Source organism: Granulicella mallensis MP5ACTX8, from assembly GCF_000178955.2.
Classification (GTDB): Bacteria; Acidobacteriota; Terriglobia; order Terriglobales; family Acidobacteriaceae; genus Granulicella; species Granulicella mallensis.
Genome location: NC_016631.1, coordinates 5,324,927 through 5,346,475, shown reverse-complemented (window position 1 = coordinate 5,346,475; position 21,549 = coordinate 5,324,927). Strand labels below are relative to the sequence as shown.

Sequence of the window (21,549 nt, the reverse complement as noted above, 5' to 3'; positions counted from 1 at the left end):
TTCCTGTTGCCTGGATTTCAGTTTTTTGTCTTCGCGCCACGGTCATAATCGAAGCGCAGTTCCACGGCATTAGCCAGCAGAATATTGCTGCCTCTGCGTAGAGGTTCCGGACTGCCCGGCTTGATCTGTGCGCCGTTCAAGCGGGTGCCGTTCGAGCTGTTGAGATCGTTGACGTAAAGCTGGCCATCACGCTTGACGATCTCGCAGTGGAAGCGCGAGATGGCATGCTCTACGTCGCGGATCACGATGTCGTTCTTCTGGCCGCCGTCCTGCGCGACCGCGCCGATGCGGACGATGTCTTTGTCGATCGGGTGCGTGCGGCCAGAGTCGAGCCCGCGCGTGATCTCAAGCACAGGGAAGCGCTGCATCTTCCTGCGCCGCATCCACATCGCAATCATTCCCACGAGGGCCAGCAGGCCTGCGCCACTGCCCAGCATGACAAGTCGCGAACGAAGCATCTGCGCGGCGCTGATGCGAGTCCGCAGATCGTGGGCCAGGGGATTGCTGGGCGACAGGCGCTCCGCAATGGCAAGGGCACCGCTGGCAGCCGCCAGATGTCCCGCGAGGAAGGCACTCTGCGCCTTCGACAACGATTCGCTGGTCTGCTGTTCGCGCGTCTGCTCGTCGTGCTGCTGCACCACGGCAGTGGTAGAAGCCTTGGCCTGTTCTTCCTGCTGGGCCTGGACCTTCTGCTGCGCTTCCTTATAACCTTGCACGGCTGCGGCGTTCGACGGATCGATCTGGACGACCTGGCCGTACGCGCTCATCTGTTGTTGCGGGTCGGATGTCGCCAGAGCCTGCCCCATGAGCGACGCCACCTTCTGCTTGTTCTGTTGATCGGTGGCATCCTTCTTCGCGGCACTCTGCTGTTGCTGGATCAATGCCGTCTCTGCTACTGAGGGGGCCGCCGGCGCAGCGGCTGCGGCGGTTTGGGGTGTCGGCTGGGGTGTAGGCGGCGGTGGCGGTGGAGTGTGTGCCGGTGCGCCGTAGGTCTTCGGCAGGACCGTCGTGATGAACTTCTGCACGTCCAGCTGTTCGCCGCCGTTCGGCAGGAGCAGGGTCATGGCGCCGGCGGTGGTGCGGGCTCCCTGCGCGCTGTTGTTGCTGTCCGGGCGGGAGTCGGTGTGTACGGTCGTCAGGACGCCGTTGATCCAGATGGCGATGGTGCGCCCACCGATGACGATGGTCTCGTTGACCGGGGTCTCGGCGCTGCCGAATGCATGGCTTTCGAGGTGTTCGATACCGCCCGCGTAGGGGCCGATACCGACCTCATAGCCCCCTTCAAGCTGTCCTGCGGTGTTGCGCAATAGGAGAGCCGTGAAGTTCTCTTTTTTAATCTCGCCTTTGACCGACGCCACCAGTTGAATGATGGCGTCCTCGGCGGTATTGCCGTTCTCCAGACCGCCGGGGCCGCTTTCTCCGTGGATCGCGCCGTTATGGACTGACCACTTGGCCTCATGCGGTTTGGTGCTGCCGCCGCCGATGCCCATGGTGAAGGTCTTCTCGACAGAGTGACCCAGCCCACCCTTGGCATTGGGATTGCGCGCGATGCTCTTCCAGCCGCTGAGGTCCGTATTGTTGAAGGTGCTGCCGGGATCGAGTGGGGTGAGCCTGATATTGCGCACTTGCAGCACTGCGCCGCCGGTGGCCTCGAAGCCGATATAACCCGCGCGTGAACCGAGCCCGGAGGCCGTGCCCGAAGGCAGGCCATCGACACGAACCGTGATCTGGCCGTGGGAGGCGTCTACCTGGACGCGATGCCAGGCCGACGGAAGATTCTTGATCGAGGAGACCGAGATGGTCTCAATGCCGCCGATACCCGAAGGAGCATCGCTGTTATCGAGATCGATGGTGAAGCCGCCGTTATTCTCGCGCGAGGCCCACAGGCGCAGCTTGGCTCCGGTGGGAGCGCTCTCGAAGTACTCAAACTGCAGATTGAAGTCGGCGAACGGAACCGCGGTGAGCACATTGCGGTTGCCCGTGCCATTGCTGGTGAGATTTCCGTTGCTTGCGCCCCAGGTTCCGTGAGCATTCCAACCCGCCATCGAAGTCCCGTTGAAGAGCGAGAGCGAAGGATCGGGAACGGGCGCGGCAGACAGGCTGGTGGCAAGCGCGAAGGCGCCAAAGAGAGCGGCAGATTTTCGATAGTACTGAGGCAACGGGGACAGGCTCATAGAGCGACCTCCTCGGGCATGGAATCAGGTGTTACATCGGCGTTCAATGAGTCAGACTCGTGAGGTTGCATGAGCGAGAAGATCATCTCCTGCGGAGGCTGTTCTTCATTTCCCTCGGTGGCTGTTTCAAGAGGCGTGGCGTCTACGGTAATCGTGGAGCCGGGGATGGCGTCTCCGCCGAGCAGAATCTCGGCAAGCGGCGACAGCACTTCGCGCTGCATCACGCGGCCCGCCGGACGTGCGCCGTACTCCGGATCGTAGGAGAGCCGCGCCAGAAGATCGATGGCGGTGGGCGTGGTCTCGAGGTGCAACTCGCGATCGTCCTCCAGCTTGCGCTTCAGCGCGCGCAGGTGGCCGGTGACGATGCGCTCCAGCTCCGGCATGCCGAGTGGGTGGAAGGGAATGACCTGTCCGATGCGGTTGTAGAGCTCCGGCCGCAGGTTGGCGCGGACTGCGTCGAGGATGATCTGCTCGCGGAGAGCGTTGTCCTCGCCCGCTGCCATGGACTCGCGCACGCCGAGGTTGGAGGTAAAGAGCACCACGGTGTTGGTGAAGTCGCAGAAGCGTCCCTTGGCATCGGTGAGGCGGCCTTCGTCGAGCACGCCGAGCAGAAGATCGAGGATCTCGGGATGGCCCTTCTCTACCTCGTCGAAGAGCACGATGGAGTAGGGAGAGCGGCGCACCTGTTCGGTGAGGAAGCCGCCTTCGTCAGAGCCGATGAGGCCTGGGCGCGAGCCGATGAGGCCCGCCGCGGAGGCACTGTCCTTGTACTCTCCCATATCGATACGGATGAGCGCGCTCTCGTCGTCGAAGAGTGCTTCGGCTAACGCTTTGGCCAGCTCCGTCTTGCCGACGCCGGTGGGGCCGACGAAGAGGAAAGAGGCAGGCGAGCGCTTCAGTTGCAGGTCGGTACGCATGCGGCGTGCCGCTTCAGACACCGCGCGGATCGCTTCGGGCTGTCCGTAGACGCGCTCGCCCAGGCGATCTTCGAGATGCAGCAGGCGGTCGCGCTCGCTCTCCAGCATGCGCGAGGCAGGCACGCCGCAGCGCTCCGCGACGACTTCGGCGATGTGTTCAGGCAGAACCTTGTCTGCGATGGTGATGTTGCCGCTCTCGCGCTGTGCGGCGATGCGAGCCTCAAGATCTGCACGCTGCGCTTCGAGATGCTTCAACGCGCCGTAGCGAATCTCCGCGGCCTTCGTCACATCTCCCGCACCTTCGGCGGCTGCGAGCAGGCGGGTGTTCTCTTCAATAGCCTGTACGGTCTTGCCGAGGTCGATCCGCGCGTTGCGCTGGAGCTCCCAGGCCTCGGAGTCGGCGGCGACGCGCGGTTCGAGCGTGGCAATCTCTTCTTCGAGTGTGGTGATCTGTTTGGTCTGCGCGGCGCTGAGCTTCGGCAATGACCGCAGCGTCTCCAGTTCGGCACGATGCCGTGTCAACAGACGCTCCTGCTGATCGAGCGCCGTGGGGCGCGACTCGAGCTGCATGCGCAGCCGTGCTGTTGCGGCGTCGATGACATCGATGGCCTTGTCCGGCAGGAAGCGGTCGCGCATGTAGCGGCGCGAAAGCTTGATGGCAGCGTGCAGTGCCTCATCGGTGAGGTCGACGCCGTGAAAGGTGGCGTAGCGTTCGCGAATACCGCGCAGGATGTAGAGCATCGCCTCATCGCTGGGCTCGCCCACCTGCACGCGCTCGAACCGCCGCGCCAGAGCGCCGTCCTTCTCGATGCGTTCGCGATACTCGTCAAAGGTAGTCGCACCTACGCAGCGCAGTTCGCCACGTGCGAGGGCCGGCTTCAGAATGTTGGCGGCGTCCATGCCGCCTTCGGTGCCACCCGCGCCTACGAGCTGATGAATCTCGTCCAGGAAGAGAATGATCTCGCCCTTGCGCAGACGAACTTCGTCGACCACGGCCTTGAGCCGTTCTTCGAATTCACCCCGGTATTTGGCCCCCGCAACAAGGCCCATCAGGTCGAGCGCGATCACACGGCAGCGCTTCATGCTCTCCGGCACATCCTGTGCGGCGATGCGCAGCGCGAGGCCTTCGACGATGGCGGTCTTGCCGGTGCCGGGGTCGCCGACCAGCACGGGATTGGATTTGGTCTTGCGTAGCAGCGTCTGGATGAGCTGCCGCACCTCTTCGTCGCGTCCGACCACCGGCATCAACTCCCCGGCGGCTGCAGCGGCGGTCAGGTCGCGGCCGAAGCGCTCCAGCATCTTGGCTCCGCCCGCAAGCTCCGTCTCATTGGCGCTCTGCGGAGCCTGGGCGGCAGCGGTTGTCTGGGGCCTACGCGTCTGAGGCGCAGAGGCAACAGGCTGCTCGATATCTTCGATCGTAAAACCGGCCTTGCGGAAGTCGTTGCGCAGATCGTTCGTACCGGTCGTGAGTGCAGCTTCAAGTACGTCGATGGCCTCGGCAGCAGGGCGTCCGTGCCTTTCGGAGAGCTTGAACGCATCCGCCAGCAGCGCGCGCAGGGCTTGCGATGCGAGAGGCCTACGCAGTTCCTCCAGCCGCTGCGCAGAGAGCGTGTCCGCGCGGCGCGAGAGGGCATCGAGCAGGGGAAGCAGCGCCACGTTCTTGCGCTCGAGGATCGCACGCAGGCTCGAGCCTTCGTTGTCGATCAGCAGGAGCAGCAGATGCTCGGGCTGAATCAACGCCTGGCGGCGCTGCTCGGCCAGCAATCGTGCCCCCGAGAGAGCCGATTCCATTTCGTCAGAGAGTTTGCTGAGATCCAAAGCCATGTACGACTCCTTTCTGCGGTTAGCGCGGTTTATTCCAGACGGCGGCGTCGTGGGCGGTTGGAGGCGTCTTCCTCAGCTCCATTCGCAGGGTTATCGCGAGGCATCCACGGCGGCTGGATGACGGGTGCCGGCGTGGCTGGTGTCGTGCTCTCCATGCGCTCGATCGGCTGCGTCATAGGCCGTTGCGCTACTGGCGCGGGAATCTCGGTACGCGTGCTCTTTGCGGCGTACGTGGAGACGTTCTCCGGGCGCGGCAGGATGCCGGTGCGTTCCGATTCGCGCTCGACGGTACGCGCCTCCAGGTTGTCCTGGCGGCTGGCATAGAAGCGGTGGCGCAGGAAGAGCAGCGCGGTGTGCACGGTGTGATACGCGGGCACCGTGACGCGCAGGTCGGTGATTGTGGGAACGTCGGGCGCTTCGAAGTCGAGCTCGATGTTGTTCTGCTCGTCGAACTTTACGTCGCCGGTGAGGATGAGGCTCTCGCGGCGGAAGCCCGAGCCCTCATTCAGCCGGATCTCCGCGCCGATCGACGTGCCGCGAAGCCACGGTGTGGCGCGGTCGCCGACCAGGATGAGCCGGTAGCGGTCGCGGCCTTCGAGCCGCAGGTTCGAGAAGATGATGGTCATCTCGTCCGCAACGCCCTGCACGCGGGACGGTCGCGCCGCCAGCTTGTACAGCGCCTTGCCGCCGCGGTCGAAGATGAAGTTGGTGCTCTCGAGCGAGGCGCTCTTGCGGAAGTCGATGTACTTGCCTTCGAGCGCGCGCTCGAGCTTCTCCAGCCCGGCGAGCGACTGAAGCATCTTGCGCACCTCCAGCCCGAGGTCCTCGTCGAGCCGCAGGCTGCGGCCCAGTTGCAACGTATGCTTCTGAAGCTCGATCAGGCCGAGCAGTTCGCTTTCGCCCGTCTCGCGCAGCATGTCGTAGTACTGCTGCATGCCGGTCGCGAGATCGAAGAAGATGGCGGCGGAGTGCAGCATCCGGCGCACGCGACCGAAGAAGTTCTCAGGGGTTTGAGTGCGATCGAGCAGCGCGTACGCGGTGTCCTGCAGTTCGAGCACCATGCGTTCGGCAAACGCCATCGAGTCGCGGTCGACTTCCGTCTCGAGACCGCGCTCGGTGAAGATGACCATGAACTCGCGCATGGCGCGATGCAGCTCCGCATAGCCCGAGGCGAGGCGATTGATGGCGTCCAGGATGCGGCGGCTGCCCGTCATCAACTCGGAGTGTCCGGCGACCGAGATGCACGCGGGAATAAAGCCTGGGTCTGCCTCGAAGTACATGCCTGTGGCAGGACGGCGAATGCGGCCTACGGCTAGGCCGTTAGCTCGTTCCGCTGCCGTGACATTGAGCGCGATGCGGTAGCTGGGGATGCGCTCGGTGCGCATCTGCGGATTGAAAGAGTCGATGACGCCGTTGCTCTTGATGCGAACCAGCGGATCGAGGACGACGTAGACCACGGACTCGGCGACGCCCGCGAGGTGGTCCTTCGAGAAGCGGTTCGAAATGCTGCCCGCGGTTTCGATGTCGACGATGGCGCCGGAGGGCGTAATGCCGCGCGCACGCGACACGGAGATGTCGAGGTGCTCCGCCGACTCATTGAGCGTCACTTCGGGATCGAAGCGGACGGTGCCGAGATCGCTCTCGGGAATCCGCACGCCGCCGCCCACCAGGCCGTTGGCCGCGGCGAGATAGCGCAGGCCCCACGCCGAAAGCGACTCGAGATACTGCTCCTGTCGCAGAAAATGATCGGGCGTCAGAAGCATGCCATGCTCCCAGTTCACCGACCGCAGGTTCAACAGATTGCGCGTTTCTGGCCGCGATTCGTTCATGCGTTGCTCCAACTGGTAGATTCTTGCGGCTGATTGTTTTGTGGTGCGGAGGAGAGCTGTCTTCCCATGTGCGTGTTGATGCCGAGACGGGCGTTGTGTTCTTTCATCCCAAGACGTGGGGCCTGGTTGCGGTCCAGCACGGACCAGCGCACGTCATAGCGGGTGGAGACGGGCATGATCATCTCGAGCGAGCGGCGCAGCAGAGCCGCACCCTCTTCGCTTTCGGTGTAACGTTCGTAAGTTTCGAGCGAGACCGGCCCGATCTCTACCTGCAAGGTGGCGAGATCTTCAACGGAGTCTCCCATCAGCAGATCGACGCCCAGCCGCGAGGCGTGCGTGCTCAGCGAGGAGAGTGCGGTCGAGGGCAGGGCAGAGACTGACGAATGATATGAGAAGCTCTCCACGGGAAGATCGAGCAGCGTACGCAGTACAAAAGCACAGCCATCCTGCGAGCAGCTAAGCTGCGAGACGCTGGCGATCAGCGAGGCCAATCGGTACCAGAGCGGACGCGGCCACTCGGCGGCGTTAATGCCAAAGAGCTTCAACCAGCGGGCGCAGGCCGCGGGGTCGTCCGGCGAGATGCGGAAGAGCGGCGCACCCTCATGGAACCAGTGCCTCAGCTTCTCGAGCGGATCGTCGAAGGGTTCGAGGATCTCGCGCGTGCCTGCATGGGTCTCGCCGCCGGAGTCCCACATGCCGACGGGAAGCGAGTGCGAGAAGCCCAGTCCGGCGATGTCGAGATGCACGGAGGTATCGGGAAAGATCGGCATGCCTGCCGCCGGTTCCTGGCGTACCACGGTGCCCGCCGCGACGGACTCTCGCCCTGTGCAGCGCACCACGATGCGATGCTGGCTGATTCCGAGCGCCGTTAGCGAAGCCAGAGCCGAGTGGATGGAGTGGCTGTGCGCGTGGGTGCCTTCGGCCAGGGCAGGCATGCGGCGCATCCGTGCCGTCGAGGCAGGAATGGGAGTGGGAATAGCGGAGGCTAGTTCCATGTGAACGCTACCTCCAGTTCCAGCCCCTGCACCAGGCGCGCGCCGAGCGAGGTTTCAATCTGTGACTTCAGCGCGGGCAGCTCGATCTCCGGCTTCGAGAAGGCGTGCGAGTCGAGCGTGAGGTGCAGCCGTTCCACGCGCCGAATTCCTTCTTCTTTGCGCACCATGCCGGAGTCCGTCACCGCATTGAGGATGCGGCGATCTACAGCGAGTGCGGCAGTCTCCAGGTCCTGCCGCGTCACGATGCGGCCGCGCGTCAGCAGGGCGTCGGCAAAGCGCCGCTCTTCGCTGGCGATGTGCTCTCCGTCGGAGCCGCCCGAGGCTGCGGTAAAAGGCGTGAGCCTGATCCCGGTCAGCGAGGCAGCATTGGCAAAGCTGGTGATGTCGCCGGGGCCAACCCGATTGCCGAGTGCGCCGTTGGTTAGCCACAGGCGGATGTTCGCGGCTGCGTGTGGCGTGCCGTCGCTGTGCGTGCCGGGGTAGAGCGTCAGGCGATTGTTGTGCAGCTCAAAGCGTCCGGCGGAGGCATCCGCGCCAGGGCGAGTGGCTGCCTCATAGGCATCGTTATCGACGCTCATCACGGTCAGCGGAGCCACCAGGTGCTCCGGCGTGCCGCCTTCGCGGACGACGGGGATCGAGATGCCGTCGCGCTCGAAGTGGATCGTCTGGTTGCGCGCAAAGACGTTCGAAGCTGTCATGGTGTGCAGCAGGATGCCGTTGATCGCGTGGTGCAGCGCCGGTACACCGGGCGGCATCGGAATCTTGATCCAGAGCCGAGGCTCGGAGAGCAGCTGGGCCGCGTCGCGATTGAGGATGCGGGTAAGCGCCGGTTCCAGCAGACGCGGCACCCGGCACAGCAGGGGTTGGCCTGCGTGCATGGGCGGAAACAGGTACTGCCGGCCTGTGTAGAAGCCATTGGGGATCGAAGGCAGCGGCGCATCGAACATGCCGACCGGCTCATTCTGGCCCAACTGAAACTCGAGCCGGTAGACACCGCCGTTGATGCGCTTGGGGCGCATCAGGCCTTCGCCGGAGAGATCGCCGTCCTCGCCGAAGATCCACCATGGCTCATGGCAGAGCGCATGCTGCACGGGGTAGGTGCCGGGGCTCAGCTCAAAGAAAAGACTGTGACGGTTGAGTAGTCCGGGCGGCAGGTTTTCAACGGCGATATACAGCGCCGGCTGCGGCCCCAGACCCACGGGGACCGGATCGGACGAAGGCCGCATCGCCTGGATGGTATCGCTCATCTCCACGCCGGTCAGCAGGCGCAGGGACTGGTCCTGATAGCTGAGGGCAAGCGCGATGCGCGCCTGCGAGACTTCAAAGGTCGCGTCGAGGCCGAAGGAGAGCCGTTCGCCGGTGGAGGCGACAGCGTTCAGCTCCGTGCCTGCGCGCAGCACGCGCGGCTCGCTGAGATCGTTGATCAGCCGGACCGCCGCCTGTGCGGGCGTCGCAAGATATTGCTGCACCTGCAGGCCGCTCATCAGCTCATGCAGCAGCGATTGGCGAAGCTGCGCGGTGTCGCTGTAGACCTGATCGATCTGCTGAGCCACGGTGCGGAAGAGTACGGCGAGCAGGGGATCGGTCGTCTCGGTGCTGACGCCGAAGTCCTTTACGCGGCGACGGAAGTCGTCGCGGAGCTTGCGGTCGATCTCAAGAACGTTTGGGGTATGGCTGCTCATCGTCTTCCTCCTTCCCGCGCGGTTTTGCGCTACTGCTCGTGTGCCACATACGTGGTGAATGTCTCTGTGTTCGCGGTGTTTTCAAGTGTGATGGAGTACGTATCGGTCTCACGGCCCGGACTGATCTCACGCACGATTTCGGTCACCGTATAGCCATCGATTCCAAGGTCTTCAAAGGTCTCGTTAATGCGTAAGGCGGCAAGCCGTGCCACATCGGCACGTTGCCGGCTGTTCTCGAAGAGGTCGCGCAGGCCAAACGTCGGACATGCGGTCCATGAGCCGGCAGGGGTGCGTGCCATCATCTGGAGCAGCGCGATGAGGGAAGCTATCTTGTCGTCGCGGAGCAACAGTCCGTTTTCCTGAAGCCGCATCGGAAAGGCGATGGATTGCACTCGGTAGCTCCGTGTACTCGAAAAGAACTTCAAAGCCCGGGACGTATCGTCCCGGGCCCCGAAGGCAAAACGTTAGTTGCTCAGCGAGATGTTCTGGAAGTTCTGCTGGTTCATCTGCGCTTCCAGGTCGAGCACCAGGATGTGGTTTACACCGGCATGGCTCTCGTCCGCGAGCTGGTCATCGCTCTGGTAAGGATTGAGCGTGTGGAAGCCGCTGATCCAGCCATTGAAGCTGTAGGCGGCCAGCGAGTCCTGATGGGCATCGTCCTTCCAGAACTCGAGCTTGATCGCCTTGACCTTGTCCTTGGTGACGACGTTGGACAGGTTGAAGAGATTGCTCATCGTGGAGAAGGGGATGTTCGTGTCGTCATGGAAGTCGACGTACACACGAATGTCGGTTGCCAGCGAGCCCATCTGGGGCATGCCGGAGCGGTCTTTATCGGTGCTGAACGCGACCGAGATGGAGAGGCAGTCGAACTTCTGTCCATCGATCGTGCAGGTGCTGCGTGAGGGATTTGCCATAAAAAATCAGTCCTTTCGGTGGGCCCGACGTCGGGCGTGATCAGAACAATGCGAGAGCAGCGCCTGGCTAGTTGCTCATCTGAACAGCCTGGAAGTTCTGCTGATTCAGCGCAGGCTCGATGTCGAGCACCAGCATGTGGTTCAGGCTGGGTGCTGCTCCCTCGGCCAGGGCATCTTCCGTGTTGACGGACTGTGCCTTCGGAAGGAAGTCGAGCGGGTTCGAAGTTTCGAAGCGGCGGATCCAGCCATTGAAGCTGTAGGAGAGCAGGGCGTCCTGCTGCGAATCGTCCTTCCAGAACTCGATCTTGATGGGCTTGATCTTGTCGCGGGTCACCACGTTCGAGAGATCGAACAAGTGCTTCACCGTGGAGAAGGGGAGGTTGGTGTCGTCGTGAAGATCGGCCCACACGCGAATCTTCGTGGAGAGCGAGCCCATCTGGGCCGTGCCCGAACGATCTTTTGCGGTGTTGAACTTTACGCTGGTTGTCACTGCCTGAAACTTCTGGCCATCGATGGTGACGGTTGTGCGGTATGGATTTGCCATAGGGGAAGCTCCTTAGGGTGAGGGTTGGGTTATGGCGTTGGGCAGTTTAGGGCTTACCGGTCTTATCGCCCGGAGAAAAGAGCGATTGCACCAGCGTTTGAAACCGGCTCGCGGCAAGCTGCAGCGGACCAGCGAGAGGGGGTTCGGCGTTGCTGCTTCTAGGGTTGGAGGGCAGCGTTTCGGACGCCTGTTGCGATGCCGGTCGTGCGGGCTGCGCAAGCGCTTCGGCCGGGGGCGTCTGCGCCCCGGCCCGGTGGTTCAATGCAGCCGGGGTGACGGCCGCATTACGAACTACCGTTCCATTCTGACCACGCAATGAAAATCCGGCGCTGGTTTGCGTCGTGCGGCCGCCGGCAGCTTTTTCTTCTTCTGCTGCCCGGGCGGCGGAGCCAGCCACCGGACGAACGATCCGTCCGGGGTTGGTCCCATGGTCTTCCTGTTCTGCCTGATGTGCGGCCGATCCAGCGCGCGGCACACCAATTTGAAATCGAACCTGATTCATCCCAATACACCTCAGCGGGGGGTCTAGTTCTTTGCGGGTTCCGGGCGGCTGAACTCCGGTACATCGATCTTGAGCACGAAGGTTTCAGCAGGTCCGGTAGGCATCACGTTCAGCGTGATGTCGCAGATGCCCTGCATGCGTTTGTTGGAATCCTTGTCGACGAACAGGTCATAGCCCAGAATCGTGCCCTGCTCTACCTGCTCGTCCAGCAGACGCTTCAGAGGAGTCTCGATCTGCTGGTCCATGAAGTCGCGCGTCAGCACTTGGCCCGCGACCTGCAGCAGGTAGTGGCGGCAGCAGCGTTCCAGGTACCGCAGGATGCGGTAGGAGGTAAAGAACTTGAGCACGCCGTACGGATCGTCGGCCTGCGTACGGCAACCGTAGAAGCAGAGGTGGTTGTCCGCATCGCGAATGATCGGGATCAGCTGGCGTTCCATGGAGAGGTGCTCCATCTGGCCGATGAGCGGCTCGATGCGAGCTTTGGCCGCGCCATGGACCCGGCCGAAGCGGGAGCCGACCGGACCCTGCGCCATGCCCTGCGCATCGTCCGCGCGTGCAACCGCACCTGCAAAGACCATCGACGGAGGGCTGTAGAGCCCTTCGCTGGCGTCACTGTCCTTTTCGAACCAGTGAGGGGCGCGCAACTGCAGATAACCCATCAGACAGACGTCCGAGGCAGCCTGGTCTTCGGGCCGCTTCAGGAACTCATACTTGCCGCCGGGCAGGAAGTTACGCTCGACGTTCTTGAAGGAGGTCTCATCGTCCAGGTCGCCGATCAGGAGCATGCCCCAGGCATTGGCGATCTGTTCGAACTTCTCGCGGATAGGCTGCGGATAATAACCCGGAATCACCAGGTTGCAGATGTCGTCGCGGAAGTTGAAGTTATCGTTGCGCTGCACGATGAAGTGCTCCAGCGCGGCGATATTCATGGAGAAGATATCCTGCATCGCCTTCGGGTCGGCGTTGAGGATGAAGAGCTCGACGGGCTTGCGAATCTTGCCGTCGCCCACCTTGGAGTTCTCAAAGAAGAGCTGGATCTGGCGGTACGAGAGTTCCAGCGTGCGGATCTGGTCGAAGATCTGCGACAGGAGTTGATCGCGGATGCCTTCGGCGCTGTCGATCTGGCCCTGCAGCTTCTTGACGGTCTGCTCGTAGCTGTCGTCGGCGCTGATCAGTTGCTCGAAGTTCGTGAGCTGGCCGAGGAACTCCTTGGCCGACTGGGCGGAGAAGATGCTGGCCAGGTCGCGCTTTTCGTTGGTCAGGCCGGGATGAAGATCGGCGAAGATGTCCTGAAGCAACTCACGTGCGGGGCTGTTGCCCAGGATCTGCTCGGTGGTGCGGTTCAATGTCGTGGTCTCAGCCATGGTTTACTTCTCCCCTTCCGCAACACGTTCGAGTTCGGAGCGCAGCTTGCCGAGAGCATTGACGATCTCCTCGCGCTGGGCGGCATTGCTCCAGGCGCGGCGTACTGCCGGCAGCTTCCAGCGGTCTTTCAACCGGTAGAGCAGGTCGATGTTCTGCTTCAGATCGGCCAGGTCGTTGCGCAGGAAGTGAGAATTACCCTCTGCATCCTTGACCTCCTGCCGCTTCTGCAGGTTCTCGGGATCGAAGTCCTTGATGGAGCGGAACTCTAACTCGGAGCGGAACTCTGTCTCCTCGGGGCCGGCGTAGCCACGAAAGCTGAGCTTGGGCTCGAACTTCCGGAACGCATCGCCGAGGTCCTCTACCTTCACCAGGTCTTCCGTCTCGGAGACGGCTTCGCCACCAACGCGATTCAGCGTCATCGGCAGCATCGCGGCGGCCGTCGAGGTGGGAACCTTTCGAACCGCGGGGGTAACTCCTTTACGAACAACTTTTACCAGAGGCATAGAGGGCTCCTATTTCAGCTAATTCTGATCGAAAGTAAGACGTGTGCGGGAAGCTTCGCTACGCGGTAAAACCTGCGTCGTCTGGGCAGCAGAACGTTGTAGCGGGCTGGCAGATTCGAGCTCCGGGGTGAAACCTGCGGGAAGGTTCGAGGTCGAACGTACCTGCACGCCGGAGGCGGAGGTGACACCTGAACGATCGCTGCTCCAGCGCCGTGAGCGGTCAGGGACAGAACTAGAATATTGTTCTCCCCAGATCAATCGCGGCACCCAAAACCACAGTATGAGCAAGATAGCTGACGCACCCAGATAGAGCAATAGGTGGACGAGAACGCTCGACCATCCGGAATTCGCTGGCGGATGGGTGGCGATCAGCGCTTCCAGCTCCTGGGGTGAGGCTGCACGGTCGTACGCGGGGGCGTTGGTAGCCGGGACGATGAGGCGAAGCGGGTCGCCGGTCAGGACCGAGCCGTCTTCCAGCTGCATGCTCGGCGTCCAGATCTGGTCGCGGCCCATCAGGGCAACGCGATTGGCCTCGGACAGCGGCCAGGTGATCTGAATCGAATGGCTGACCGCCGAACGGCTGACATGCAGCGCCGCGAGCAGTTGATTGGCGTCCGAGGCATAGAAGAACCGTTTGGTGAGCTTCTGCAGGGCGCCTGCATCGATGTCGTTCTTATCGCCGAAACCGATGCCGATGGTGTCCAGGTTCGAAGTCTGGACCTGGGCCACGGCCTGCTGTAGGCCAAGGTCGCCGTTCAAGAGTTGAGGATCGTCGCCGGGGGCCACTTCGTTCTTGCCGTCGGTCATGACGATCAGGTGGGGCTGCAGTTCCGCGAGGGTAGCGCCCTCGTGCTGCAGGGAAGCGAGCTCGCCCTTCATGGAATCAACGCCGGAGAAGACGGCCTGGTAGAGCGCGGTGTTGTTCTTGGGGCCGGGGGCGGGAAGCGCATTCAACTGCGCCAGGGCATCGGCCCGATGCGTTGTGAAGACTGCGGATCGAATCGTTGAAACGACGTTGTGGCTCTCGAAGGGGACGATGGCGACGCGGTCCGAGCCTTCCTGCATTCCTGCGAGGAACTGCGCAATAGCGCTTTTAAGCGATTGGAATCGAGTGCTGCCACCGGCCATCGGCTGGTTCATGCTGCCGCTGATATCGACGATCATCAGGACGACGTTGGTGTGCTGGCCGGCATCGGGGCCGCTTCCAGCGCTGGCATAGAACGGCTTAGCCTCACCGGAGGCGCTTTGCATGGTGAAAGCCCCCGCAAGTTGTGACGCCGCAGGCAGGGTGACCGGAGCGGGCTTGCCCTCGGCATCGCCCGGTGTAACAGCGGCCGACATGCACGGAGACTGCATGACGGGAGCGCAGTCCACCAACTTGGGTTGGGAGGTCAGCAGCAGCCGGGACGGCTTCACAGGTTGCTGGGCAGAGGCGATGGCCGCGGCAGCGCAGGTGAGAACGGCAAGATGTTGAATGATCTTCACGCTATTCCCCTTGCTTTCTGCTTTCGAAGCGTAGAGCGGTGCGGCCAATCAGAAGATCATCAGTGGGATGCAGCTCCTGTGAGCTGACCACCGTCTTTCCTTTGATGCGCAGAACGTACTTCGCTATGCCTTCGGGACCGGACGCATCTGGATGCCGTGCGATGAAGTAGCGGCCATCCTTATGAAAGACAACGGCATGGCGCGGAGCGACGGAAGAATCGGGAATGCAGATATCGGCACCCTGCTGAAAACGGCTTCCGCTCTGTGCTGTTGGAGCACTGCCGAGAACGTAGGACTCACCCATGGCGAGATCCCACAGGGTCTTGTTCTTGCCGAGCTTGTTCTGTGCCCGCGCGTCGCCGGAGCTGATGAAGCGCATGATGCCTTCGCGCACCAGGACCGGGGCGATTCCGCTTCCGAAGCCCGTTCCCGCACCTGCGAGGATCAGGCTGCACATGGAGATTCCGGCCGACAGGTGAGGTGTGAAGAGGATGAAGGCCAGCCCGCCCAGCAGGCCGCCGGCAAGGCTGCCCGCATAGGTGTGAAGGATGCGTCCGCGATTCGTCTGCATCCAGCGAAGGCCGAGGCCCAGACCGATGAGAGAGAAGCAGAAGGCCCAGACCGTCACACGATAGAGCGTGGGAGAGGTAGAGGAGATGCCGTTCCGCAGCTCAAAGGCAAGCGCCGAGGCGGCAGCGCCGGAGAGCACGCCGAGGAGTAGTCCGAATCCGATAGAGGAGCCGCGAATCCTGCCCAGCAGAACGCGGTCAAAATGAAGATAGAGGAGCACGCCAACCACAGGCCCGAAGGCCATGAGGCTCACAGTGTCCGGCAACCAGCGCAGTCCTGTATCTGCCATCGGGATCGAAAGCAGAACAGCGCATAGTGATGCCAGAAGCCCACCCAGCGTACCGATCAACGTCGAGAAATAAAGCCCACGATAAATACTCATCTTGCCAATCGGAAAATAGCATTAATTCAACAGCAGATACGAGACGGCTCCTGGCCGGTACCGTTCTGAGTTGTGTGTAAAGTGTATTGGAGTAATCAAGAAGGCATGAAGTTGTATGCAAGAAATGTCAATTAATATTAATGGGGAAAGTTTCCGCAGCATCGTTACTGCACTTCTATCGGAGAACGCTTGAAAGACCTGCGTCTTGCTGTGGTCGGTGCAGGGACACTTGGCTCCGAGCTGAGCAGGCTGCTGGCTGAAAACTCCTTCTCCAACGTTTTGCTCATCGATCCAGACCGGCTTGAGCCGCACAATGTGGCTCTTAGTTCGTTGTATCGAGACATCGTTGCCGAAGAGGAGCATGAAGCCTTCACCCACTACAAAACAGAGTTACTTGTCGATTGGGCCCGGCAAAAGTATAGCCTGACCTGGGAGAGTTTTGCGGCAGAGATTGCGGATACCGGTCTAGGCCGATTGGCTTTGTGCGATCTCGTTATCTCCTGTACTGACAGTACTTTGGCTCGAGTCGAGACTGCCCTTGCCGCCCGTGTGCTGAACCTGCCGATGCTGGATGGCGGCGTGAGGGGAGAGGGGATTCCTGCCGGACGGGTGTCCTGGTTTTCTCCCTCGCACGATGCTGCCTGTTATCTTTGTGGAATCTCCGAAATCAGGCGCGCCGAGCTGCTATCCTATGCCCTCTCAACCTCTTTGGGATGCGGCCTTCCTGCGGAAGCTCCTGCCATGACTGGCGCGCCCGATGCCGTGCGAGAGACCGCCGCCGCCATGCTTGAGTTAATTCAGTCTTTCTCCGCAGATAAACATTGTTTAAAAACTTCCTTCTCTTCGCGTATCGAGTGGGATCTTACGGCACAATCATGGATACAGAAGGATTTGAAGCTGCCCCGAAGTGTGGCCTGTCCCTGGCACGATCTGCCTGAGGGCGAGTGGCTTCCACTGGGTTACGATCAACCTATTCGGGATTCGCTCCATAGAAACAATATGCGGGTACAGTTACTTTGGCCGCATTGCCTGGAGGCACGCTGCCGTGTGTGCGGCCACCAGAGCACGCCGAATCTGCGCGTCGCCCGGCTTCGCCGTAAAGCGGTCTGCGCGCAGTGCGGCACCATCGGCAGCTATGAACCCACCAGGATCATCGATAGTGTGGGAGATGAAGATTTTGCGGCGGATTTTACGCCGCGGCAGCTAGGATTAACGAAACAGCATCTATACCTGTTCCGCCGTGTTTTTGCTCCCATGATGAGAAGGAAGGACGTTGATGAACCGGTCGCTTGAACGTTTTGCGCTGCTTGCCGGTGTGATGATTTTGCTTGGCTCGGTCCAGTTTGGCGCTTGCCTTGGTGGTGGCGCCGTTGCGCTGCCAGCTGCACTGCTTCTGAGCGCCGGTATCACGCTGCTGTGGATGCACTTCGATCTTCCTTCGGGCCGTCCCTGGCTGCCTCCGCTGGTGTGCGCGGGCGTTGTACTGCTCAGTGTTTTGCTGGCGGAGTTCACGTTTCGCAGCGACTTCGCCGAGTGGTTCAGCTTTCTGCTCGCCGGCGCAGGCAGTGGCGTGACAATGTTCGTGCTGCTGCGCACCCGGATACGCTGTGCGCTGTGCAATCGCAGAATGGGCGTGCAGGCCTTGAGCTTTCAGTGCCCCCGCTGCCACCTGAAGGTCTGCGAGGAGACCTGCTGGAGCTTCGAGCACAGGCGTTGCACCTTGTGCCTGGAACAGCGCGTCCCGGTTCTGCCCACGGGTGAAAAGTGGTGGACGAAGGCTGCGGGGCCTCGTATTACGTATGGCCGCTGCCAGATGTGTCTCGGCTCCGCCGAGCAGGTGGATCTGCGGATCTGCCCTCACTGCCGGCGTCCGCAGTGCCGGGAGTGCTGGGACTTCAATAACGGAGAGTGCCAGCGTTGCGGAAAAGCACTCCCCGATTTACCGGAATCGCTTACCATGACGGTGACACAAGCTGCTAAAACCCACGGCGTATAAGTCTGCTGCGCCTAATCCCTTGAAGGTGAATAAGTCGGCCATGCCCAAGTATCAGATCTACTTCGAAACAATCAGCGGCGAGACGAAGTACAACGTCGATATCGACGAGGGAGAGACCCTCAACATGGTGCTGGAGGAGATCCTCTTCGACCTGCGCGAACGCGGCAATGTGCTGAAGGGCGATGGTGAGCCCGAGGTGATCTGGAACGGATCGAGCCTCGACTTTGCTGCGCCTCTTTCTCAGCAGGGAGTGCGTCCCAACGACGTGCTGCGCGTCTCGACCGCAGCCACCAATGGGTAAGCTGTGACCGGTTCCGAGCGAAGACTGCAGGCGGAGTGGGATCTGCTGCAGGGGCTCGCGCAGTTGAACCCCGGCAGGCTTACCGATATCTCGGCGGAGGACAAACTGTTTCGTGTGACGCTGCGCGAAACTCCCGCCCGTCTGGCTCGCGCCGTACACGAGGCTCCGGCGACCGTGCACCGCCTGCGGGTGCTTTATCCGTCATACTTTCCCGCAGTACCGCTGGAGCTCTACGTGGACACTGCCTTTCAGCATCCTAATGTTCATCCGGAAACGGGTTTTGTTTGTCTCTGGGAGCGGCATCGGGCCGAGAACACGGTGGAGCATGCCCTGCACAAGATCGTTGCGATGATGGATGGACGTTTGTACAACCGCGAAGCCCTGCACATCATGCAGCCGGAGGCCTTGGGCTGGATCGAGCAGCAGCACAGCGAAGGATTCGCACCGATCCAGGTAAAGCCGCTTCTCGGAGTCACGCATGATACCTTTGCGCTGAATCCAGAAACGCAGAATAGGAGACACCGGCTGTCGTGATCGCCTTAGGGATAAGCCAGGCAAAGGCTGCGCCATTGAACGTGGATAACGGCGCTGACCTTACCGATATTGCGTCTCGGCTGCAGATCATCTTTGGCGGCCGCTTCGAGGTGCTGCGCCCCCTCGCCATCGGCGGAATGGCAACGATCTTCCAGCTGCGCCATCGTTTGCATAAAGGCCTGTTCGTCGCGAAGGTGCTGCATCCGCGCCTTGCCGGCAAGCCGGGCATCATCCGCAGCTTTCGTGCGGAGGCCGCTCATGCCGCGCGGCTCGGAGGCCATCCGAACGCTGTGCCGGTCTTTGATTTCGGGGAACTGGACGGTCTGTTCTTCATGACCATGCCTTATATCGAAGGCGAGGACGTCGATAAGCTGCTGCAGCGAAACGGTCCTCTGTCGCGTGCAGAGACTCTCGATTTTGCCGCACAAATCAGTAGTTTGCTCAGCTTTGCGGAGACCGAGGGCATCGTCCACTGCGACCTGACTCCTGCCAATATCCGGCTCGATATCTTCGGACTCTACCGCCTGCTCGATTTCGGAATCTCGCACTCGGAGGCCTGTGGCCGCGAGCGCTCTTTTCGCGGTGGCACTCCGCTGTACACCAGCCCCGAACAATTGCGCGGCGAAACCCCGGACTTTCGCAGCGACCTCTACTCGCTCGGAGCCATCCTGGCGGAGATGCTCACGGGGCTACCACTGTTCCATGCGGAAACGCTGGATGAGATTGATCGAAAGCATCTTAAGGGAGACTGGAAGCTCCCTCCTGCCGTGACACAGGACAAAGCCATCAAGCACCTGCTCGAAAAACTGCTGGCAACCAAGCGAGAGGATCGCTTTCAAAGTGCCTTTGAGGTCTCGGGAGCATTGGCAGGACTCGGATTTTCACGGCCCGAGTTCCGCGAGCGCCTGGCGATCCCTGCCACAGCCAAGGCGCCGATCAAGACCGTTCGCCGTGCTCGCCTGAGCGCCGAGTGATTGCGATTCCTTAGCTCACTTATTGCAGAGCGAAAGCGACCACCGAATCGCCCAGCGGAGTTCCCAGTCCCCCATGCCCTCCGGCTGAGATCACGACATACTGGCGTCCGTGGAACATGTAGGTCATCGGCGTGGATTGCGCAGGAACCGGCAGCTTGCCGGTCCAGACCTCTTTGCCCGTGGCTTTATCGATTGCGCGGAGAAGCGGCTCGGATGTGCCTGCGGTGAAGAGCAGCCCTCCGGCGGTAACGATGGGGGCTCCGAAGTTGACGGTGCCGGTATGCCGGCCAGGATCGAGCGTGCCGAGCGGTTTGCGCCAGAGGAACTTACCAGTATTGAGATTTAGCGCGCTGGTGGCGCCCCAGGGAGTCGGTGTGCAGGGGCGGCCGTCGTTGTCCTGCAGCACCCGGCGGTAGATGAGATAGGGAGCCCCGGCATTGGCTGAGATTTCGCCAACAGCGTCGGGACTGTTCACCATATTATGGCTGCGCTGATAGCTGTAATTCGTAGATCCCTTGGGATTGGCCTCAGCGGACTGTGCCGGATTGGCATGGCTATCGGGAGGATAGTGCAGGCGGTCGATGAGCCGAATCTCGTAGGCCGACCCATTGGTGTTGGCGTAGAGTATCCCCGTCTCCGGATCGAAGGACATGGAAGCCCAGTTGATGCCGCCGAGGCTGCCGGGATACTGCAAAGTGCCGCCTATGCTAGGTGGCGTAAAGATGCCGTCATAACGCAGGCTACGAAGTTTGGCGGAACAGACTGCTTTGCTCTGCGCATTATGGCCTTTGAGCTTTTTAGGGTCGATGGTGAGCGGGTTCATCGGGGGCAGCGAAGAGAAAGGCTGGGTCGGGGAGATCCGTTCGTCGGGAATATCGCTGGCGGGAACAGGGCGTTCTTCGACAGGGTAGAGCGGCTCGCCGGTGAGGCGGTTGAGAACGAAGACGCTGCCGATCTTGGCCGAGACGGCGAGGGCGGGGATGTGGCCCTGGAAGTCGAAGAGCAGAGGTTCGGCGGCGACGTCGTAGTCCCAGATATCGTGATGCACCAACTGGAAGGCCCAGACCTTTTTGCCGGTGCGGGCGTCGAGCGCGACGATGGAGTTGGCGTCTTTATTGTCGCCGGGGCGCAGACCTCCGTAGAAGTCGGGCGAGGGAGCGCCGGTGGGGACGAAGACGAGATTGTGCGCCGGATCGGCAGCGATGACGGCCCAGGCATTGCCGGCGCCTGTGCGTGGATGCTGCTGCGTCGCCCAGGGAAGCGGGTCCCAGCCCCAGAGCAGGCGGCCCGTGCGCACATCGTAGCCGCGAACGACACCGGGCTCGACCTCAACCGCCTGGTTATCAGGAACGGCTGAGCCCACGACCACGACATCGCCGATGACGGTGGGTGGCGAGGTATTCCCGAAGGACCTGTAATTCGTCAGGGTGGGGATGTTGGTCTTGAGATTGACCACGCCGTTGTCGCCGAAATCGGCGCAAGGTTTGCCGGTGGCAGCATCGACGGCGATCAGGCGTGCGTCGAGTGTGGCCACGAAGATTCGACCGGCGCAGGAAGAGTCGTTGCTTACGGGACTCTGCCAGGCAGCAACGCCGCGCGAGGTGTAGTTGCCTGTGACGAGATCGTCAGGAATATGAGGATCGTAGGTCCAGCGTTCCGCGCCTGTTGCCGGGTCGAGCGCGATGATGCGATCGAAGGCCGTGGTGAGGTACAGGGTCTCGTTGAAGAGGATCGGTGTGGCTTCAAAGTTGCTTTTGCTTCCCGAAAGATTGGAGGTCTCGAGCGCGTGGGTGTGATACGTCCAGACGGGATGCAGCTTTGCGACATTCTTCCGCGTGATCTGGGCCGCACTGGAGTAGCGCTGACCGCCCGGATCGCCGCCATAGGTGGGCCAGCCTTCTCCTGTTGCGGGAGTTTGAGCGTGAAGGGTGAAGGCGGAAAACAGGACAAGCCCCAGAGCAGGCAAAGATAGCGAATAGGTTCGGCTCATCTAAATGTTTGCGACCTCCTGTGGGATAGTGAGCTGTTCCGCAGAAAGTAGAGAATATGGCATTCGGC

At 61.6% G+C, this 21,549-nt stretch carries 19 protein-coding genes; 5 read left to right on the top strand and 14 right to left on the bottom strand.

Translation table 11 applies throughout. The features are described from left to right. Window positions 1–17 precede the first annotated feature (17 nt). The 13 genes from ACIX8_RS20705 to ACIX8_RS20645 all read right to left on the bottom strand — a co-directional run bounded on the left by ACIX8_RS20705 (window position 18) and on the right by ACIX8_RS20645 (window position 15,686). Window positions 18–2,174 (bottom strand): family 16 glycoside hydrolase, encoded by a 2,157-nt coding sequence (locus ACIX8_RS20705; RefSeq protein ID WP_014267340.1) that lies wholly within the window; start codon window positions 2,172–2,174, stop codon window positions 18–20. Beyond that, window positions 2,171–4,915: an ATP-dependent Clp protease ATP-binding subunit gene (locus tag ACIX8_RS20700; protein ID WP_014267339.1), complete on the bottom strand. Its 2,745-nt coding sequence runs from the start codon at window positions 4,913–4,915 to the stop codon at window positions 2,171–2,173. The genes ACIX8_RS20705 and ACIX8_RS20700 overlap by 4 nt, the downstream gene beginning before the upstream one ends. Before the next feature lie 29 nt (window positions 4,916–4,944). Next, the gene (locus tag ACIX8_RS20695; RefSeq protein ID WP_014267338.1) at window positions 4,945–6,744 is read right to left on the bottom strand and encodes a hypothetical protein; all 1,800 of its coding nucleotides are present in this window, start codon (window positions 6,742–6,744) and stop codon (window positions 4,945–4,947) included. Continuing rightward, complete coding sequence (locus ACIX8_RS20690; RefSeq protein WP_014267337.1) at window positions 6,741–7,739, bottom strand: type VI secretion system baseplate subunit TssG; 999 nt, start codon at window positions 7,737–7,739, stop codon at window positions 6,741–6,743. Before ACIX8_RS20690 ends, ACIX8_RS20695 begins: the two co-directional genes overlap by 4 nt. After that, window positions 7,730–9,421 (bottom strand): hypothetical protein, encoded by a 1,692-nt coding sequence (locus ACIX8_RS20685; protein WP_014267336.1) that lies wholly within the window; start codon window positions 9,419–9,421, stop codon window positions 7,730–7,732. The genes ACIX8_RS20690 and ACIX8_RS20685 overlap by 10 nt, the downstream gene beginning before the upstream one ends. A 29-nt stretch (window positions 9,422–9,450) precedes the next feature. Next, complete coding sequence (locus ACIX8_RS20680) at window positions 9,451–9,813, bottom strand: hypothetical protein (protein ID WP_014267335.1); 363 nt, start codon at window positions 9,811–9,813, stop codon at window positions 9,451–9,453. Between the two features lie 72 nt (window positions 9,814–9,885). Beyond that, window positions 9,886–10,335, bottom strand: coding sequence for a hypothetical protein (locus tag ACIX8_RS20675; RefSeq protein ID WP_014267334.1), 450 nt, complete (start codon window positions 10,333–10,335; stop codon window positions 9,886–9,888). 67 nt (window positions 10,336–10,402) lie between these two features. Then, complete coding sequence (locus ACIX8_RS20670) at window positions 10,403–10,879, bottom strand: hypothetical protein (protein WP_014267333.1); 477 nt, start codon at window positions 10,877–10,879, stop codon at window positions 10,403–10,405. Window positions 10,880–10,925: 46 nt separating this feature from the next. Beyond that, window positions 10,926–11,381 carry a hypothetical protein gene (locus tag ACIX8_RS20665; protein ID WP_014267332.1) on the bottom strand — a complete coding sequence of 152 codons (456 nt, stop codon included), beginning with the start codon at window positions 11,379–11,381 and terminating at the stop codon, window positions 10,926–10,928. Between the two features lie 23 nt (window positions 11,382–11,404). After that, window positions 11,405–12,745, bottom strand: a complete 1,341-nt coding sequence (locus ACIX8_RS20660) for a hypothetical protein (RefSeq protein ID WP_014267331.1) — start codon at window positions 12,743–12,745, stop codon at window positions 11,405–11,407. Between the two features lie 3 nt (window positions 12,746–12,748). Continuing rightward, on the bottom strand, window positions 12,749–13,249 hold the full coding sequence (locus ACIX8_RS20655) for a hypothetical protein (protein ID WP_014267330.1): 501 nt from the start codon (window positions 13,247–13,249) through the stop codon (window positions 12,749–12,751). Between the two features lie 18 nt (window positions 13,250–13,267). Then, complete coding sequence (locus ACIX8_RS20650) at window positions 13,268–14,734, bottom strand: vWA domain-containing protein (protein ID WP_014267329.1); 1,467 nt, start codon at window positions 14,732–14,734, stop codon at window positions 13,268–13,270. A gap of 1 nt (window position 14,735) precedes the next feature. Next, the gene (locus ACIX8_RS20645; RefSeq protein WP_014267328.1) at window positions 14,736–15,686 is read right to left on the bottom strand and encodes an FHA domain-containing protein; all 951 of its coding nucleotides are present in this window, start codon (window positions 15,684–15,686) and stop codon (window positions 14,736–14,738) included. Between the two features lie 189 nt (window positions 15,687–15,875). On the opposite strand from ACIX8_RS20645, the gene ACIX8_RS20640 reads away from it, so the two are divergent. Genes ACIX8_RS20640 through ACIX8_RS20620 form a run of 5 tightly spaced genes read left to right on the top strand, consistent with a single transcriptional unit; the run spans window position 15,876 to window position 19,491 of the window. Beyond that, window positions 15,876–16,979 carry a ThiF family adenylyltransferase gene (locus ACIX8_RS20640; RefSeq protein ID WP_014267327.1) on the top strand — a complete coding sequence of 368 codons (1,104 nt, stop codon included), beginning with the start codon at window positions 15,876–15,878 and terminating at the stop codon, window positions 16,977–16,979. Beyond that, window positions 16,963–17,682 (top strand): hypothetical protein, encoded by a 720-nt coding sequence (locus tag ACIX8_RS20635; protein ID WP_014267326.1) that lies wholly within the window; start codon window positions 16,963–16,965, stop codon window positions 17,680–17,682. Before ACIX8_RS20640 ends, ACIX8_RS20635 begins: the two co-directional genes overlap by 17 nt. A 40-nt stretch (window positions 17,683–17,722) precedes the next feature. Next, on the top strand, window positions 17,723–17,983 hold the full coding sequence (locus ACIX8_RS20630; RefSeq protein WP_014267325.1) for a hypothetical protein: 261 nt from the start codon (window positions 17,723–17,725) through the stop codon (window positions 17,981–17,983). 3 nt (window positions 17,984–17,986) lie between these two features. Further along, window positions 17,987–18,517 (top strand): ubiquitin-conjugating enzyme E2 variant, encoded by a 531-nt coding sequence (locus tag ACIX8_RS20625; RefSeq protein ID WP_014267324.1) that lies wholly within the window; start codon window positions 17,987–17,989, stop codon window positions 18,515–18,517. Then, the gene (locus ACIX8_RS20620; RefSeq protein WP_014267323.1) at window positions 18,514–19,491 is read left to right on the top strand and encodes a serine/threonine-protein kinase; all 978 of its coding nucleotides are present in this window, start codon (window positions 18,514–18,516) and stop codon (window positions 19,489–19,491) included. The genes ACIX8_RS20625 and ACIX8_RS20620 overlap by 4 nt, the downstream gene beginning before the upstream one ends. A gap of 19 nt (window positions 19,492–19,510) precedes the next feature. Here the strand turns inward: ACIX8_RS20620 and ACIX8_RS20615 are convergent, their stop codons facing one another. Beyond that, window positions 19,511–21,481 carry a pyrroloquinoline quinone-dependent dehydrogenase gene (locus tag ACIX8_RS20615; protein ID WP_014267322.1) on the bottom strand — a complete coding sequence of 657 codons (1,971 nt, stop codon included), beginning with the start codon at window positions 21,479–21,481 and terminating at the stop codon, window positions 19,511–19,513. Between the last annotated feature and the right edge of the window lie 68 nt (window positions 21,482–21,549).

Excerpts from the sequence above, each read along its gene's own strand:
- ACIX8_RS20705 (WP_014267340.1), bottom strand. The coding sequence starts at position 2,174 with ATGAGCCTGTCCCCGTTGCCTCAGTACTATCGAAAATCTGCCGCTCTC.
- ACIX8_RS20700 (WP_014267339.1), bottom strand. The coding sequence starts at position 4,915 with ATGGCTTTGGATCTCAGCAAACTCTCTGACGAAATGGAATCGGCTCTC.
- ACIX8_RS20695 (WP_014267338.1), bottom strand. The coding sequence starts at position 6,744 with ATGAACGAATCGCGGCCAGAAACGCGCAATCTGTTGAACCTGCGGTCG.
- ACIX8_RS20690 (WP_014267337.1), bottom strand. The coding sequence starts at position 7,739 with ATGGAACTAGCCTCCGCTATTCCCACTCCCATTCCTGCCTCGACGGCA.
- ACIX8_RS20685 (WP_014267336.1), bottom strand. The coding sequence starts at position 9,421 with ATGAGCAGCCATACCCCAAACGTTCTTGAGATCGACCGCAAGCTCCGC.
- ACIX8_RS20675 (WP_014267334.1), bottom strand. The coding sequence starts at position 10,335 with ATGGCAAATCCCTCACGCAGCACCTGCACGATCGATGGACAGAAGTTC.
- ACIX8_RS20670 (WP_014267333.1), bottom strand. The coding sequence starts at position 10,879 with ATGGCAAATCCATACCGCACAACCGTCACCATCGATGGCCAGAAGTTT.
- ACIX8_RS20665 (WP_014267332.1), bottom strand. The coding sequence starts at position 11,381 with ATGAATCAGGTTCGATTTCAAATTGGTGTGCCGCGCGCTGGATCGGCC.
- ACIX8_RS20660 (WP_014267331.1), bottom strand. The coding sequence starts at position 12,745 with ATGGCTGAGACCACGACATTGAACCGCACCACCGAGCAGATCCTGGGC.
- ACIX8_RS20655 (WP_014267330.1), bottom strand. The coding sequence starts at position 13,249 with ATGCCTCTGGTAAAAGTTGTTCGTAAAGGAGTTACCCCCGCGGTTCGA.
- ACIX8_RS20645 (WP_014267328.1), bottom strand. The coding sequence starts at position 15,686 with ATGAGTATTTATCGTGGGCTTTATTTCTCGACGTTGATCGGTACGCTG.
- ACIX8_RS20635 (WP_014267326.1), top strand. The coding sequence starts at position 16,963 with ATGAACCGGTCGCTTGAACGTTTTGCGCTGCTTGCCGGTGTGATGATT.
- ACIX8_RS20630 (WP_014267325.1), top strand. The coding sequence starts at position 17,723 with ATGCCCAAGTATCAGATCTACTTCGAAACAATCAGCGGCGAGACGAAG.
- ACIX8_RS20615 (WP_014267322.1), bottom strand. The coding sequence starts at position 21,481 with ATGAGCCGAACCTATTCGCTATCTTTGCCTGCTCTGGGGCTTGTCCTG.